This window comes from Nakamurella endophytica (genome assembly GCF_014646215.1).
In the GTDB taxonomy this organism is placed as follows: Bacteria; Actinomycetota; Actinomycetes; order Mycobacteriales; family Nakamurellaceae; genus Nakamurella; species Nakamurella endophytica.
Genome location: NZ_BMNA01000002.1, coordinates 328,803 through 345,053 on the forward strand (window position 1 = coordinate 328,803; position 16,251 = coordinate 345,053).

At 74.7% G+C, this 16,251-nt stretch carries 12 protein-coding genes; 6 read left to right on the top strand and 6 right to left on the bottom strand.

Features of this window, described 5'->3' with window-relative positions; genetic code table 11:
• Positions 1-13: 13 nt before the first annotated feature.
• Positions 14-1,294, bottom strand: a complete 1,281-nt coding sequence (locus IEY37_RS05060) for an MFS transporter (protein WP_188940426.1) — start codon at positions 1,292-1,294, stop codon at positions 14-16.
• Between the two features lie 416 nt (positions 1,295-1,710).
• Between IEY37_RS05060 and fumC the strand changes: the two genes are divergently transcribed.
• The 3 genes from fumC to IEY37_RS05075 are packed head-to-tail and all read left to right on the top strand — an operon-like array spanning position 1,711 to position 5,317.
• Positions 1,711-3,198 (top strand): class II fumarate hydratase, encoded by a 1,488-nt coding sequence (gene fumC, locus IEY37_RS05065; protein WP_188940427.1) that lies wholly within the window; start codon positions 1,711-1,713, stop codon positions 3,196-3,198.
• Positions 3,198-4,568, top strand: coding sequence for a threonine/serine exporter family protein (locus tag IEY37_RS05070; RefSeq protein ID WP_188940428.1), 1,371 nt, complete (start codon positions 3,198-3,200; stop codon positions 4,566-4,568). The genes fumC and IEY37_RS05070 overlap by 1 nt, the downstream gene beginning before the upstream one ends.
• On the top strand, positions 4,565-5,317 hold the full coding sequence (locus IEY37_RS05075; RefSeq protein WP_188940429.1) for a YoaK family protein: 753 nt from the start codon (positions 4,565-4,567) through the stop codon (positions 5,315-5,317). Before IEY37_RS05070 ends, IEY37_RS05075 begins: the two co-directional genes overlap by 4 nt.
• A gap of 34 nt (positions 5,318-5,351) precedes the next feature.
• On the opposite strand, the gene IEY37_RS05080 is transcribed toward IEY37_RS05075, so the two are convergent.
• Together IEY37_RS05080 and IEY37_RS05085 are read right to left on the bottom strand one after the other, a co-directional pair.
• Positions 5,352-6,125: a DinB family protein gene (locus IEY37_RS05080; protein WP_188940430.1), complete on the bottom strand. Its 774-nt coding sequence runs from the start codon at positions 6,123-6,125 to the stop codon at positions 5,352-5,354.
• A gap of 84 nt (positions 6,126-6,209) precedes the next feature.
• Positions 6,210-6,677: a globin domain-containing protein gene (locus IEY37_RS05085; RefSeq protein WP_188940431.1), complete on the bottom strand. Its 468-nt coding sequence runs from the start codon at positions 6,675-6,677 to the stop codon at positions 6,210-6,212.
• Positions 6,678-6,760: 83 nt separating this feature from the next.
• Here IEY37_RS05085 and IEY37_RS05090 point away from each other — a divergent pair, with 83 nt between their 5' ends.
• Both IEY37_RS05090 and IEY37_RS05095 read left to right on the top strand, forming a co-directional pair.
• Positions 6,761-7,144, top strand: coding sequence for a VOC family protein (locus IEY37_RS05090; RefSeq protein ID WP_229673896.1), 384 nt, complete (start codon positions 6,761-6,763; stop codon positions 7,142-7,144).
• Between the two features lie 393 nt (positions 7,145-7,537).
• The gene (locus IEY37_RS05095; RefSeq protein ID WP_188940432.1) at positions 7,538-11,887 is read left to right on the top strand and encodes a fibronectin type III domain-containing protein; all 4,350 of its coding nucleotides are present in this window, start codon (positions 7,538-7,540) and stop codon (positions 11,885-11,887) included.
• A gap of 115 nt (positions 11,888-12,002) precedes the next feature.
• On the opposite strand, the gene IEY37_RS05100 is transcribed toward IEY37_RS05095, so the two are convergent.
• From IEY37_RS05100 to IEY37_RS05110, 3 genes are all read right to left on the bottom strand, one after another.
• The gene (locus IEY37_RS05100; RefSeq protein ID WP_188940433.1) at positions 12,003-12,932 is read right to left on the bottom strand and encodes an NADP-dependent oxidoreductase; all 930 of its coding nucleotides are present in this window, start codon (positions 12,930-12,932) and stop codon (positions 12,003-12,005) included.
• Positions 12,933-13,032: 100 nt separating this feature from the next.
• The gene (locus IEY37_RS05105) at positions 13,033-14,193 is read right to left on the bottom strand and encodes an RNA polymerase sigma factor (RefSeq protein ID WP_188940434.1); all 1,161 of its coding nucleotides are present in this window, start codon (positions 14,191-14,193) and stop codon (positions 13,033-13,035) included.
• Complete coding sequence (locus IEY37_RS05110; protein WP_188940435.1) at positions 14,190-14,603, bottom strand: YciI family protein; 414 nt, start codon at positions 14,601-14,603, stop codon at positions 14,190-14,192. Before IEY37_RS05110 ends, IEY37_RS05105 begins: the two co-directional genes overlap by 4 nt.
• Positions 14,604-14,744: 141 nt before the next feature.
• Here IEY37_RS05110 and IEY37_RS05115 point away from each other — a divergent pair, with 141 nt between their 5' ends.
• Positions 14,745-16,208 carry a protein adenylyltransferase SelO gene (locus tag IEY37_RS05115; RefSeq protein WP_188940436.1) on the top strand — a complete coding sequence of 488 codons (1,464 nt, stop codon included), beginning with the start codon at positions 14,745-14,747 and terminating at the stop codon, positions 16,206-16,208.
• Positions 16,209-16,251: the final 43 nt, after the last annotated feature.

The following is a 16,251-nucleotide window of genomic DNA, read 5'->3' on the forward strand; positions in this document are numbered from 1 at the left end:
CCTGGGCAGGCGGTCATCCGGCCGGCGCTGCCCGGGCGTCGCCGTCCCGCTCGACCGGGTCCGCCGACCGGTCCCCGTGCGACACGTGGCGCAGCTGCCGCCAGATCAGCACGACGAAGACCGCGGACCCGCCGAAGGCGAACCAGAACGGCGCCGTCACCCCCCAGTGCTCGGCCAGCGGGCCGCCCAGGCTGGACCCGACGACGAGGCCGCCGTACGTGCCGACCATGTTGACGCTGCCGATGCGGCCCTGCAGCCGGCCGGGGACGGCCCGCTGCCGGACGGTGACCGACGTAGTGCCCCAGACGAAGGCGTGGGCGCCGAAGACGAAGAACACCGGCAACGCCACCCAGGCGGTGGTGGTCAGGGCCAGCAGCAGGTGCGTGCAGGTCTCGACGATCAGCCCGACACGCAGGAGGTCGCCGAGCGACACCCGCCGGGTCAGCCAGCCGTAGCAGACGGTGCCGACCAGGCCGCCGACGGCGCCGACCGTGGTGATCAGCCCGAACCCCACGGCGCCCAGGCGCAGCCGTTCGGTCGCGTACAGCACGAGCACCGACCAGGCCGCCCCGAACGTGACGTTGAAGATCGCGATGGTGACCACCAGGGTGCGGACGGCCGGGTGGCGGACCGCCCAGCGCACGCCCTCGGCGATGTCGTGATGCAGCTTCGTCGGCGGGCCGCCGCCGGGGCCGTGGCGCGGCAGGCGGATCCTGGCCACCAGTCCGACGGCCAGTGCGACCAGCGCGGCCTGCGTGCCGAACGGCCATGCCGCCCCGGCCGCGAACAGCGCCGCGCCCAGCGGTGGCCCGGCCAGTTGGTTCACCGTCACGAACCCGGTCTGCAGCCGGAAGTTCGCGACGGCCAGGTCCTCCCGCCGCACCAGCATGGGGAGCAGGGTCTGCGTGGTGGTGTCCGCGAACACCTCGGCGGTGGCCAGGACGAAGAGGAACGCCAGCACCACCGCGACCGTCGCCTGCCCGAGGAGCACCACCACGGTCAGCCCGGCGAGCACCGCGGTCCGGCACAGGTCGACCGTGACGACGATGCGCCGCCGGTCCCAGCGGTCGGCCAGCGCACCGGCCACGGCGGCGAAGAGCAGCGGCGGCAACCACTGCAGGGTCGCCGCGGACGCCACCAGCACGGCGTTGTCCGTCAGGGACCGCACCAGCAGCGGCCCGGCGGCCAGCGCGATCCCGTCCCCGAGGTTCGACACCCACGACGACGGCAGCAGCCACCGGAAACCGGGGCCGAGCCGGGACGGCGTCACCAGCTCGAGCAGGCGGCCCCCCACCGGCCGAGCGTAGAGGCGGCGGCGGGCAGCGCAGGACGGACACCCGGCAGGCGCGACCGGGTCCCCGACCGGCACCGCTCCCGCCTGGCCGGCGCCCCTGTCAACGGTGCCCCGTCCCGGCGCCCGCGGTCGCACCGTCGAGCTGCGGGCGATCCCGGAATGGTTGCGCAAAGTACTCACGCGAGCACGCAGTGTGCTGTTACTCTCGCCTGGTCGGCGCGCCCCGCACGGACGCTCCGCGGTACTGCCCGTGGTCCCACCGCCGGTCCCGCCGGCGCGCTCCTCCCGCCACCTCGATCGGCAGCGACACCCGCACCCCGCACGTCCGTCCCCACCGCCCGATACCCACCGGAGCGAGCCAGACCGGTCCCGGGCGCCCCCACCGCAGCGACCAGACAGCGAAAGGCCCTCCACCGATGACCGCACAGATCGACCACGCCGCCGCGCCTGAGGCCGCCGAGGCGCCGCCCACGCTGCGTGACGTGCCGATCGGACTCGACGCCACCGGCACCCGGTCGGAGTTCGACAGCATGGGCACCGTCGACGTCCCGGCCGACCGCTACTGGGGAGCGCAGACCCAGCGGTCCCTGGTGCACTTCTCCATCGGCGGCGACCACATGCCCAAGGAGGTCTACCAGGCCTACGGGTACGTCAAGAAGGCCGCCGCAATCGTCAACAACGCCGCAGGCCGGCTTCCCGAGTGGAAGGCCAAGGCGATCATCCAGGCGGCCGAGGAGACCATCGCCGGCCAGCTCGACGACGACTACCCGCTCTTCGTCTGGCAAACCGGCTCCGGGACGCAGAGCAACATGAACGTCAACGAGGTCATCTCCAACCGTGCCATCCAGTTGCTGGGCGGCACGCTCGGCACGCAGCACCCGGTCGGCCCGAACGACGACGTCAACATGGGCCAGTCCAGCAACGACACCTTCCCCACCGCCATGCACATCGCGGCCATCACCGAGATCGACTCCCGGCTGCTGCCGCGGGTGACCGCGCTCGCGGACGAGCTCGAGCGCAAGGCGACGCAGTGGATGGACGTCGTCAAGATCGGCCGCACCCACCTCGAGGACGCCGTCCCGCTGACCGTCGGCCAGGAGTGGTCCGGCTGGGCCGCGCAGATCCGCGCCTGCATCGACGAGATCGAGCACAGCCGTGAGGGTCTGCTCGAGCTGGCGGCCGGCGGCACCGCCGTGGGCACCGGCCTGAACGCTCCGGAGGGCTTCAGCGAGGACATCGCACTCACCATCGCCGAGCTCACCGGCAAGAGGTTCCGGACGGCCCCGAACAAGTTCATGGCGCAGGGCTCCCTGGACGCCATGGTCCGGGCCAGCGCGGCGCTGCGCGGGCTCGCGGTCGCGCTGATGAAGGTGGCCAACGACATGCGGTGGCTCGCGTCGGGTCCGCGCACCGGCTTCGCCGAACTCCTGCTGCCGCAGAACGAGCCGGGCTCCTCGATCATGCCGGGCAAGGTCAACCCGACCCAGTGCGAGGCCATGGTGATGATCAGCATCCAGGTGCTCGGCGACGACGCCGCGATCGCCTTCTCCGGATCGCAGGGCAATTTCGAGCTGAACGCCATGCGGCCGGTGATCATCAACAACTTCCTCCACTCGGCCCGGATCCTCGGCGACGGCATCGAGAAGTTCGTGAAGTACTCGGTGTCCGGCACGGAGCTGAACCGCAAGAAGATCGACAGCTACGTCGGCGAGAGCCTGATGCTGGTGACCGCTCTCAGCCCGGTGATCGGCTACCAGAACGCCGCGCACATCGCCGAGAACGCGCTGGCCGACGACCAGACGCTCAAGGAGGCGGCGCTGGCGTCCGGTCACGTCACCGAGGAGCAGTTCGACTCGATCGTCGTGCCGGCGAACCTCGTCGGTCACGGCGTCCAAGGCGCCTGATGCCCGGCGGTCGCGCCGGCACGCCGACCGGCGTGCCGGCGGCCGCCGCGCCGACCACCGCGCCGACCACCCGGGCGACCACCGCGACGACCACCGCGCCGACCACCCCGGCGACCACGGACGCGGAGGCCGATCTGGTCGCCGCGGCCGTGGCGGGCCTGTACGCCAACGGGGCCGGATCCGACCGCGTCGTCGACCGTGCCGGACAGCTGGCGCGGTCGGCCGGAGGACGCGTCGCGGTCACCCTGGGCTGGACGGAGTCGTCGCTCCGCTACACCGACCGGGCGGGGCGGTCGGTGGACCGCAGCTTCTCCGCGCCGCCGACGGCGATCGGGATGAACCGGGTGATGGCTGTCGACGACGCGGTCAACCGGTTCGCCGCCGGGCGGCTGTCCCTGCCGCAGGCCCGCGCCGCCGTGGATACCGCGCGGGCGCTGCCGCCGGCGAACGTCTGGCTCTTCGCGGCCGCCTGCGCGGTCGGTGCCGCCTGCCTGGCCGTGATCTTCGGCGTGGACCACTGGGAGGCCGTCGCCCTGATCGCGGTGGCGGCCGGGGGCGGGGCGTTCCTGCGCCGCGCGGTCGCGCGGTTCGGCGGATCCAACTTCTGGCAGGCCGGCCTCGCCGCGCTGCTGGCCGGGCTGATCGGCGCGCTGGCGGTCGACGCGGACCTCAGTTCGCCGCTGCGCCTGGCGGCGGTCTGCCCGTGCATGGTGCTGGTGCCCGGACCGCACCTGCTCAACGGCTCGTTCGACCTGGCCGGCATCCGGATACCGCTGGGCATCGCGCGACTCGCGTTCGCCACCATCACCCTGCTGGCCATCGGCGCGGGGCTCGTCGTCGGACTGACCGCCGGCGGGGCGGACCTCGTGCTGGACCCGGCGGGCCGCGACGTGCCGCTGTGGCTCGACGCGGCCGCCGCCGGCGTGGTGGCCGTCTGCTACGGCGTCTTCTACTCGGCGCCGCTGCGGATCCTGGTGTGGCCGCTGGTCGTGGGCGCTGCGGTGCACGCCCTGCGCTGGGTCGCGATCGAGCACTGGCACCTCGAGTCCTACCTCGCCGCCGGTCTGGCCTGCCTGGTCGCCGGCCTGGTGCTGCTGCCGGTGTGCCGGCGGTTCCAGGTCCCTTTCTCCGCCGTCGGTTTCGCGTCCGTGGTGTCACTGATGCCCGGCCTGCTGGTCTTCCGGACGGTGGCGGGCCTGGCCATGCTGCAGGACGCGTCGGGTCAGCGGGCCCAGCAGCTGGTGCAGGGTGTGATGAACGACTCCACCGTGGCGCTGCTGACCGTCGCCGCCATGGCCATCGGTTTCATCCTGGCCGTCGCCGTCGACCGGGTGGCGTGGCACGCCACCGGCCCGGGGCCGACGCGATGAGCGGCGAGAGCTCCGTCGCCGCACCGGGTCCCTGGCTCGCTCGGCTGCCGCTGCTGCTGAGCATCGTCGCGGGGTTGACCGACGTCACGACGTTCGTCCTGCTGGGCGGCGTCTTCAGCGCCCACATCACCGGCAACCTCGTCGTGCTGGCGGCCGACCTGGCGACCGGCCGACCCGTGGGCGCCACCACGGTGCTGGCGGTCCCGTTCTTCGTGGCGATCGCCGCGGTCGTCACCGCGCTGGCGGCCCGGTCGGCGCGGCCGCCGAGCTGGTGGGTCACCCCGCTGCTGGCGGCCCAGTGCGTGTTCCTCGCCGCGGCCGGGACGGTGTCGACGGTGTTCGACGCGTCGGCGTCGCCGCACGGCGCGGCCGCGATCGTCACCGGGCTGCTGGCCGTCGCGGCGATGGCCGTGCAGAACGCGCTGCTGCACGTGGCGTTCACCGCGTCGCCGTCCACGGCCGTGATGACCGGCAACGTCGTCGAGGCCACCGTGTCCGGCATCCGGGTGCTGGTCGGCCGGCCCGGGCAGGCGTCCGCGGACCGGGCGGCCTGGCGGCGGACCTGGCCGCTGATCGCGGGTTTCCTCGCCGGCTGCCTGGCCGGGGCGGCCGCGTGCTGGGCAATGCACGACCCCGGCTGGGTGCTGCCGGTGGCGGCCGCGCTCGCCGTCGCGGTGGCCTTCGCGGTGGGGTCCGACCGGCAGCGGCCGGCGGTCGGCGACCGGCGGGCGGCGTCGTCGGTGGGCTGAGCCGCCGCTCGGAGTCGGGGCGGACCGCCCGGGATCAGCCGCGCTGCTCGAGGACGGCCAGGTCCCGCTCGGCGTACAGGCGGTGCTCCCACTCCTCGTTCAGCACCACCAGCAGGCACTCGCGCACCGGGAACGTCGCCCCCTCCTCGGGCCAGCCCGGCCCCTGCAGCGGCTCGGTGCGCTCGTCCAGACGCTCGTCCGTCAGGTCCTCGAGAACCCGGCCGACCAGGCCGGCGGCGTCCTGCCGGAGGGCGAGCGCCTCGTCCAGCGACGGGCGGGCGTCCCGGTCGGTGGGCAGCCCGGGCCGCGGCCGCCGCTGGTCCCACGGCAGGGAGAGCGGGTGCCACGGCGCCGGATCGCCGAGCAGGCAGCGGCCCACCCACGACTGCGTCGCGAAGGCCAGGTGCCGCACCGTCTGGATGAACGACCACTCGCCCTCCACCGACTCGTGCAGCGCCTCCGGCGGCAACCGGCGGGCCCGGTCGACGGTGGCCGCCCACAGCTCGGTGTTCCTCGCCCAGGCGGCGCGGAACCCGTCCGCGGTGGTCGGCCGGAAGAGCACCCGGTCGGGCTGCCGCCGGTCGAGTTCCGCCTGGACCAGCGGCGCCACGTCGACACCGTTGATCACCAGGCGCTCGACGTCGCCGTCGATGGTGGTGTCGCTGATCTCGACGCCCCGCAGCACCAGCCCGCTCAGGCTGGCGTGCCGGAGCCGGACGCCGTCCAGCACCACCCAGTCCATCCTCGACCCGCTCAGGTCGACGCGCTCGATCGTGGATCCCGACAGGTCCCGCAGGTCGTCCGCCATGCCGGTGAGGGTAGAGCCGGCTGCGGACGGAATCTGTCCGGATTCGCCTGGACCGTTGCGGTCACGTCCGTCGGCGGCGCGTCGTCAGCCCGCTCCGTCCGCGTCCGCCGGCGGGCCGTCCCAGGACCACCTCGGGATGGGGAGCCCGTCCGGGACGTCGTCGGCGGACCGCGGGTAGCGGGCCATCGCGCCGGTGGTCCGGTCCGCGAACCAGCGGTGCAGGGCGCTGCCCAGCCGCCCGGTCGGCGGGATCCCGACGTCCGCGAGCGCCTGGTCGAAGCACCGGATGGCCCGCCGGTCCATGTCCTCGTGCGCACCGTTGCCGCTGTGCAGCCGGACCACCGAGCTCTCGTCGCCGTACCGGGACGAGTACGCCGCCGGCCCGCCGAGCGCTTCCGCCCAGTACGCAGCCAGTCGCTCGGTGTGGTCGGCACGGAAGCCGTGGCCGAAGGCGTGGGCCACCACGGCGTCCGCCATCACCCTGACGTGCCAGGCCGCGGCGAGCCGGCGCAGCCCGTCCAGGCCGCCGGCCGCCTCGTACACCGTCTGCACGCCGCGAGCGTGGCACAACGGCGGGGCACGGGGGAACCGTCTCCATGCTGCGGCGGGTCGACGCCTCGGCTACGGTCGCCGGCGTGGACCTGTTCGCCGGGCTGCCGGTGGCCGACCGGTCCCGCGCCGTCCGGTGGTACGAGCGATTCCTCGGCGCCCCGCCCGCCTTCTTCCCCAACGACACCGAAGCCGTCTTCCAGGTCGTCGAGCACGGCTACCTGTACGTCGAAGTGCGGCCGGAGCGCGCCGGCCAGGGGTTCGTCACCGTGTTCGTCGACGACCTGCGGACCTGGCTGCGCGACGTCGCCGCCCGCGGCTTGGCGCCGGTGCATGAGGAGCGGTACGACGGCGTCCGCAAGGTGCTGTTCCGCGACCCGGACGGCAACGAGGTGGGCGTCGGCGGCCTCGACCAGGACGGTCCCGACGGCACCGTCCGCACCGGCGGCGCCCACCGCACCCAGCCGTAGCCCCGCACCACCGGCCGGCCCGGCCGACGGTGACCGCTGGTTCGGTCGCAAGGCCCGGCCGTCTCGCGGCTGGATCCGGGTGGACCACCGCCGGCGCCGTGCCGTCCGGCCGTACGGAGCGCGCAGAATCCGTCACGCACTGTGACTGGCGGCGGCGAATGGTCGGTGTGCCGGATCGAGCGAGCGAACTCGCCCGATCGTGCTAGCCCGATGGCGCGGCGCGGATCAGAGTGTCCCCCGCCGGGGTGGCCCGGCCGGGTGTCGTACACCCGTCGGACCGATCGGTCAGGGGTAAAGATGAAGCAAAGAGGTCGGCGGCCCGGGTGGCCGTGGACGGCGCCGCGCGGGGGTGCGGCACCGACCGGTGCGCGATCGCGAGGGCGGCGGCACGCTGTGCGACGCGTCAGCTCCGTCGTCGCCACCACGGTCCTGGTCGCCGGTGTGCTCGTCGTCGGGTCCGCGCCCGCCGCGTCCGCGGTGACGCCGGTGCAGCACCCGGCGGCCGCGCCGGCCGCGACGGCGACCGCGGACGACGGCTCGCTGACGAGCGTGGGCACCGACTTCTGGATGACCTTCCCGGTCAACGCCGGCGGCGAGGGTGGATCCCCTGCCCTCACCCTGTCCATCTCCGGGGACGTGGCGGGGACGGGCACCGTCTCCGCGCCGCCGCCCGGTGGTTCCGGGGAACAGACCTTCACGGTCACGCCCGGAGAGGTCACCCAGGTGGCCATCGACCCCGGTCTCGAGGTGCAGGCGACCGACGGTATCGAGGCCAAGGGCGTGCACCTGACGAGCACCGTGCCGGTGTCGGTGTACGGCACCAGCCACGTGCTCTACACCAGCAGCGGCTGGCTGGGGCTGCCCACCACCTCGTTGGGCCGGTCCTACCGGGTGCTCGGGTATACGACCGGGATCCCGATGGCCGGGCTCGCGTCCCAGCTGAACGTCGTCGGGACCGTGGACGGCACGACCGTCACGGTGACGCCGGCGACGGCCATCGGTGGTCACCCGGCAGGCGTGGCCTTCACCCGCACCTTGAACCGCGGCGACAGCTACCAGCTGCAGGCGACCACCCGCGACGCAGACGTGTCGGGTACCACCATCGTCGCCACCGCACCGGTCGCCGTGATGGGCGGCAACGGGTGCGCCGACATCCCGACCTCGGCCGCCGCCTGCGACCAGGTCGAGCAGCAGATGACCCCGGTGAGCACCTGGGGCACGCACTTCGCCACGGTCCGGTACGCCACCCGCACCAAGGGGGACACCTACCGGGTGCTGGCCAACGAGGACAACACCGTGGTGTCCGTCGGGGGGACCCCGGTCGCGACGCTCGGTGCAGGAGAGTTCTACGAGGCCGTGCTGCCCGCCGACGCAACCACCGCCGGCAACGACGGCGTGCAGATCGACGCGACCAAGCCCGTCGAGGTCGCCCAGTACGGCAACGGCACCACGTTCGACAGCACGACGGGCGACCCCCTGATGCTGCTGGTCCCGCCGACCGGCGAGTACCTGGACCACTACACCATCTCCGCGCCGGCGCTTCCGGACGGCGGGTTCACCCCGTACGCCTCCGTCGTCGTGCCCACCGCCGACGCCGGTGCCGTCCTGCTGGACGGGGTGGCGATCCCGGTCGACCAGTTCGCGCCGATCGGCACCAGTGGCTACTCCGGCGCCCAGCTGTCCATCACGACCGGCGCACACTCGTTCACCGGGCCGAACCCGTTCGGGCTCCAGGTCTACGAGTGGGGCGAGACCGACGGTTTCGGCTACCCCGGCGGCACCGCGCTGATCCGCATCTCCGGCCCGGCCGAGAGCCCGGCGCCGCCGACCACCGCCGTCGCGTCCCCGGGCAACCGCTCGGTGACCGTCACCTGGTCCGCCCCGGCGGACGACGGCGGCTCTGCCGTGACCTCCTACACGGTGCAGGCCTACGCGAACGGCCAGGCCGTCGACGGCGGTACCTGCACGCTCGCCAGCCCGTTCACGCCCCCGCTGCAGTGCACGGTGGAGAACCTGACCAACGGGGTCGACTACACCTTCACCGTCACGGCCACCAATGCCGTCGGCACCGGTCCGGCCTCGGCCGCGTCCGCCGCGGTCGCCCCGGACAATTCCACGCCGGTCACCGCTCCGGGTGCGCCGACCGCGGTCACGGCCGCGGCCGGTGACGGCCAGGCGTCGGTCTCGCTCACCGCCCCGGCGAACGACGGCGGGGCCGACATCGCGTCGTACACGGTGCAGGCCTACGTCAACGGCGACCCGGTGGCGGGCAGGTCCTGCACGCTGACGAGCCCGTTCACCCCGCCGCTGTCCTGCGTGGTGGCCGGTCTGACCAACGGCACCTCGTACACCTTCCGGGCGACGGCCACGAACTCGGCCGGCACCGGGCCGAGCTCGGCTGCCTCGGCGGCGGTCGTCCCGGCGCCCGCGGCGACCGCACCGGACGCCCCGGCCACCGTCGAGGCTGCTGCCGGCGACGGGCGGGCCTCGGTCGTCTGGTCGGCTCCGGTGGACGACGGCGGCTCCGCCGTCACCTCCTACACCGTGCAGGCCCTCTCCGGCGGCACGGCGGTCGAGGGCGCGACCTGCACCCTGACCGCCCCGTTCCCCTCGCCGCTGACGTGCACGGTGACCGGGCTGGACAACGGAACGTCGTACACCTTCGCGGTGACCGCCACGAACGGCGTCGGCAGCAGCTCCGCGTCCGACCCGTCCAACCAGGTCACCCCGACGCCGGCGCCGACCGCCCCGGCGGCACCGACCGGGGCGGCGGCCACGGCGGGCGACGGGCAGGCGGCGGTCTCGTGGACCGCTCCGGAGCGGGACGGCGGCGCGCCGATCGCCTCCTACACCGTGCAGGCCTACGCGGGCGGCGACCCCGTCAGCGGGCGCACCTGCACCGTCACGGCGCCGTTCGGCACCCCGCTGACGTGCACCGTCACCGGCCTGACCAACGGCACGGCGTACACCTTCCGGGTCACCGCCGCGAACTCCGTGGGCAGCAGCGCCGCCTCGGGTCCCTCGGCAGCGGTCACGCCGACCGCGGCGCCGCAGGTCCCCGCCGCGGCCGGAAACCTCGCGACCGTCGCCGGTGACGGCTCGGTCGACGTCAGCTGGTCGGCACCGGAGTCGGACGGTGGAGCTCCGATCCGGTCCTACACGGTCCAGGCCCGGGTCAACGGCCAGCCGGTCGCCGGCCGGACCTGCACGGTGTCCGGTCCGTTCACCGCACGGCCGCACTGCACCGTCACCGGGCTGACCAACGGCACCGCGTACACGTTCACGGTGGTCGCCACCAACTCGGTGGGTGACGGCGCCACGTCGGTGCCGTCGGACACCGTGACGCCCATCCCGGCGTCGACCGCGCCGGGCAGCCCGCGCGGCGTGCGGGCCACCGCCGGTGACGGGCGCGCCACCGTGTCCTGGTCGGCCCCGTCCGGCAACGGTGGGTCGGCCATCACCGCCTACACGGTCCAGGCCTACTCCGGCGGCGTCGCGGTCGCCGGCCGGACCTGCACGGTCACGGTGAACCCGACCTCGCCGGCGCGCGCCCTGACCTGCGCGGTCACCGGGCTGCGCAACGGGACGGCCTACACCTTCCGGGTCAGCGCGACGAACGCGGTGGGAGCCGGTACGGCCTCCGCTGCCTCGGCCGCGGTGACCCCGAACACCCCCGGGGTGGCCCCGGTGCTGCCGCGCAGCGTCCCGAACGCCCGCGTCGGCACCGCCTACACCGGATCGGTGGCGGTCACCTCCGGCACCGCGCCGGTCGGCTACCGGTTCGCCAGCGGTGTGCTGCCGCCGGGGATCTCGCTGAACGCCGGCACGGGTGCCCTCACCGGCAGGCCGACGACCGCGGGCCGGTTCGTGTTCGGCATCCGGGCCGCGAACCGGGCGGGTGCGGTGTCCCGGGCGTTCGCCATCGTGGTCTCCCCCGCGGTCACCCCGCCGCGGGTGACGCCGCCGACGGCGCCGCGCGCCGTCCGGACGTCCGCGGTGGACGAGGGTCTGCGGATCGGGTTCATCGCGCCGGCGTCCACCGGCGGTGCGGCGATCCGCGGGTACCAGGCGTCGGTGGACGGCGGCCGCAGCTGGCACGCCGTCGCCGTCACCGGGACCCGGCCGCTGCACACGGCTCTCGGTGGCCTGCAGAACGACCACCGGTACCGGGTGCTGCTGCGGGCGGTCAACGCCGCGGGGGCCGGCGCCGCGGTGTCGTTCCTGGCGACGCCCGGCTGGTTCACCGACCAGATCAACCGGCAGGCCAGGGCGGCCGAGGTCGCCGTCCCGGCGAACCCGAACAGCTACCGCGGGCGGCTGGTCAGCACGGTGGCCCTGAACCGCAACGGCCACGGTCAGGTCGTGGTCGCGGCCGGCTTCGCGGCCGGTCGGCGGTTGATGCCCGGTCAGGGTGTCGTGGTGACCGGAGCCGAGATCTTCGACTTCGACTCGGCGACGCTGAAGCCCGGAGCCGAGGCCGAGCTGCGGCAGGTGGTGTCGTCGGTCCGCGGTGCACGGTCGATCACCTGTGAGGGCTACGCCGACTACGGCAGCGGTGTCGTCGCCCACGAGACGCGGGTGTCGGACGTGCGGGCGCACACCGTGTGCTCGTGGCTGCTGGCGCACGGCGCGCGGGTGGGCGTCAGCACCGCCGCGTACGGCCCGGCCCGGCCGGTCGTCATCGGCGGCACGCCGACCGGCCGCGAGGCCAACCGGCGGGTCGTCATCACGGTGACCCGGTAGTCCGGACGCAGGACCAGGAGCCGTTGCCGGCCGGGTGAGAACCCGGCCGGCAACGGCTTTTCCGTGCCGGGGACGCCGAGATCGGTCGCGGCGGAGTGGGATCGGATCCGTGCGGTCAGCGGTCCGCGACGGCCAACACGATCTTGCCGCGGGTGTGGCCGGACCGGCTGCGGGCGAAGGCCTCCGCCAGCTCCTCCAGCGGCAGCACCGCGGCGACCGGCACCCGGAGCCGCCCGCTGTCGGCCAGCGATCCCAACGCCGCCAGGTCGGCTCCGTCGGGCCGGACCCAGAACCAGTGCCCACCCGCCTGTTCCACCGACGGGTCGGCGATGGAACCGTGCCGCCCGCCCGGCCGCAGCACCGCGGTGGTCACCGGCAGCACCCCACCGACGAAGTCCGCGACGACGTCCACGCCGTCCGGGGCCAGCCGGCGCACCCGCTCGGCCAGGCCCTCGCCGTACTCGACGGCCGCGTCCGCGCCGAGACCGCGGACGTGGTCGTGGTGGGCCGCCGACGCCGTCCCGATCACGCGCGCGCCGCGGGCCGCGGCGATCTGCACGCCCAGCGAACCCACGCCGCCCGCCGCACCGTGGACCAGCACCGTCGTCCCGCGGTCGACCCCGAGCCGGGTGAGCACCTGCCAGGCCGTCAGACCGGCCAGCGGCAGCGCCGCCGCTGCGTCGAAGTCCAGGGACGCCGGCTTCCGGGCCACCGCGCGGGCCGGGATTGTGACGTACTCGGCGAAGGTGCCGGCGTGCAGCACGTCCTTGCGGGCGTACGTCATCACCCCGTCCCCCGGCGCGAACTCGGTGGTGTCCGGGCCGACCCGCTCCACCACGCCGGCGGCGTCGCAGCCGGGGACCACCGGGAACCAGGCGTCCATCAGTTCGTCCAGCCCGCCGGCCATGACCTTCCAGTCGACCGGGTTCACGGCGGCCCGCCGCACCCGGACCAGCACCTCCCCCGGCCCGACCTTCGGGGTCGGCAGATCGGTCAGGTGCAGGACGCTGTCGTCGCCGTAGCGGTCGTAGGTCATCGCCTTCACCTCCGGGGCAACCGGTCCGCCGGGATCGCGATTCCCACCACCGTGCCCGCTGGCCGACCGGGAGCCGGGCACGCCGAGGGGTCCGCCTCCCGGTGGCCGGTCAGTCCTGCCCCAGCCGGGCGGCCTGGCGGGTCAGGTGATCCCGCTCGGCCACCGTGGTGGCACCGGCGGCGGCCTGCGCGTAGAGCCGTGCTGCGGCGACCCGGTCGCCGGCCCGTTCGGTGAGGTGGGCCCGTACCGCCGCCAGCCGGTGGTGACCCCTGAGCCGTCCGGCCACGGCGTCCAGCTCGCGCAGGGCCACGAGCGGCCCGTCGACCTCGCCGACGGCCACCGCCCGGTTCAGTGCCACCACCGGGTTGTCCGGCCGCAGCGCGATCAGCTCGTCGTACCAGGCCAGGATCTGCGGCCAGTCCGTCTCCGCGGCCGTCGCCGCGTCGTCGTGCAGCGCCGCGATCGCGGCCTGCACCTGGTACTCGCCGTGCCGGCCACGTGCCAGCGCCGCCTGCAGCACGGCGACACCCTCGGCGATCTCGGCGGTGTCCCAGCGGGAGCGGTCCTGCCGGTCCAGCGGCACCAGGTCGCCGTGGCGGTTCAGCCGGGCGGCGGCCCGGGCGTGGTGCAGCAGCATGAGGGCCAGCAAGCCGTCAACCTCGGGGTCGCGGACGCCGGTCCGCAGCTGCCGGGTGAGCCGGATCGCCTCGGCCACCAGGTCGACCCGCCCGGCGTACCCGGCGGTGAACACCAGGTACAGCACCCGCAGCACGGCGGCCGGGTCGCCCGGACGGTCGAACCGCGCGTCGCCGAGCGTCCGCTTGGCGCGGCTGATCCGCTGCGCCATCGTCGCCTCCGGCACCAGGAACGCCTCGGCGATCTCCCGCGTGGTCAGCCCGCCGACGGCCCGCAGCGTCAGCGCGACGGCCGAGGACGGGCTCAGCGACGGGTGGCAGCACAGGAACAGCAGCTGGAGCGTGTCGTCCGCCTGCTCCGTCGGGCCGGGGACCGGCTCGTCGAGGGCCGCCCGCTCCCGCCGGTGGCGTGCCGCGTCCGAGCGCACCGCGTCCAGGTGGCGCCGGTGGGCGACGGTGACCAGCCACGCCAGCGGGTCGCGCGGCACTCCGTCGCCGGGCCACCGTACGGACGCCTCGATCACCGCTTCCTGCACGGCGTCCTCGGCCGCCGCGAAGCCGCAGCCGCGGCGGACGAGGACGCCCAGCGCCCGGGGCGCGAGGTCCCGGACCAGCAGTGGGTCGAGCGGGCTCATGCCTGATCGGTGGCCGGCACGTCCTCGAGCACGGGCCGGACCTCGATCCACTCGTACAGCGGCCGCCCGCCGCGGCCGGGCGCCGACGAGACGTGCGCGGCGATCTCGAGCGCGCGGGCCTCGGAGTCGACGTCCACCAGGTACCAGCCGGCGATCAGCTCCTTGGCCTCCGGGAACGGGCCGTCGGTCACCGGTGCGGCGTCCGGTCCCCCGAAGCGGACGTAGCTCCCGGTCGGGGCCAGCGCCTGGGCGTCGATGAACTCCCCGCTGGCGCGCAGCTCGTCGCCGATCCGTCGTTGGGCGTCCAGGTGCGCGGTGACGTCCTCCGGCGCCCAGCCGGTCATCGGGCCGTGGTTGCCGATCGGGGCCGGGCCGCCGTTGTAGTGCTTGAGGAGCAGGTACTTGGGCATCGCTGGGTCACCTCTCGTCCGGTGGACGGCCATCCTGCCGTCTCGCGTCCGGGGGACGGAGCGGCGGCGCGGTTCTCGACACGGTTGCCCGGACGGATCTCTCCGGACCCCGGTCCCACTGCCGGCCGTACCGTGGACGAGGTGAGCGTTGCATCCGCGCCGGTCGTCACGCTGACCCACCGGTTCCTGGACGAGCTGCCCGAGCTGGCCCTGACCTGGCAGGCCGCCGAGGTCCCCGACCCCCGGCTGCTGGCGCTGAACGAGACCCTGGCTGCAGAGATCGGTCTGGACGCGGAGTGGCTGCGCAGCCCGGACGGCGTCCGGCTGCTGGTCGGCATCCGGGTCCCCGACGGTGCCCGACCGGTCGCCCAGGCCTACGCCGGGCACCAGTTCGGCGGCTACTCGCCACGACTCGGTGACGGCCGCGCGCTGCTGCTCGGTGAGCTCGCGGGCGCCGACGGTCGGCTGCGCGACCTGCACCTGAAGGGCTCCGGGCGCACGCCGTTCGCCCGGGGCGGCGACGGCCTGGCCGCCGTGGGGCCGATGCTGCGCGAGTACGTGGTCAGCGAGGCCATGCACGCGCTCGGCATCCCCACCACGCGGTCGCTGGCGGTGGTGGCGACCGGCCGCAGCGTCCGCCGCGAGCGCCTGCTGCCCGGCGCCGTCCTGGCCCGGGTCGCCGCCGGTCACCTGCGCGTGGGCACGGTCCAGTACGCCAGGGCGACCGGCGACGCGGGCCTGCTGGGCCGCCTCGTCGACGTCGCCGTCCGCCGCCACCACCCGCAGGCGGCGGACGCGGCGGTCCCGGCCCTGGCGCTGTTCGACGCGGTCGTCGCGGCGCAGGCGTCGCTGATCGCGCAGTGGATGCTCGTCGGGTTCGTGCACGGGGTGATGAACACCGACAACATGACCCTGTCCGGCGAGACCATCGACTACGGACCCTGCGCCTTCCTGGACGTCTACGACCCGGCGACGGTGTACAGCTCGATCGACGAGACCGGGCGGTACGCCTACGGCAACCAGCCCGTGGTGGCCGAGTGGAACCTGGCACGACTGGCCGAGGCCCTGCTGCCGCTGTTCGACGACGACCAGGACCGGGCGATCGAACTGGCGGTGGCGGCGCTCGGCCGCTTCCGCCCGCAGTACGGCGCCGCCTGGGCCGCCGGCATGCGCGCCAAGCTCGGGCTGCCGGCCACCGTGGACGACGCCACGGTCACCTCGCTCGGGCAGGAGCTGCTCGAGCTGCAGCGCATCCACCGCGTCGACCTGACGTCGATCTTCCGCGCGCTCGGGACCGCCGCCCGCGGGGACGCCGAGCCCGCCCGCAGCCTGGTGCTCGACCTGGCCGCCATCGACGCGTGGACCGCACGCTGGCGGGCGCTGCAGCCGGACGCGGACACGATGGACCGCGCCAACCCGGTGTACATCCCCCGCAACCACCTGGTCGAGGAGGCACTCGACGCCGCCACCGGCGGCGACCTGCAGCCGCTGGGCGTCCTGCTCGACGCCGTCGCGGACCCCTACCGGGAACGCCCCGGACTGGAGCGGTACGCGGCGCCGGCGCCGGCGACCTTCGGCAGCTACGTCACCTTCTGCGGGACCTGACGGTCCCGGAGTCGACCCGGCCGACGTCCGTCCGCACTGGAGT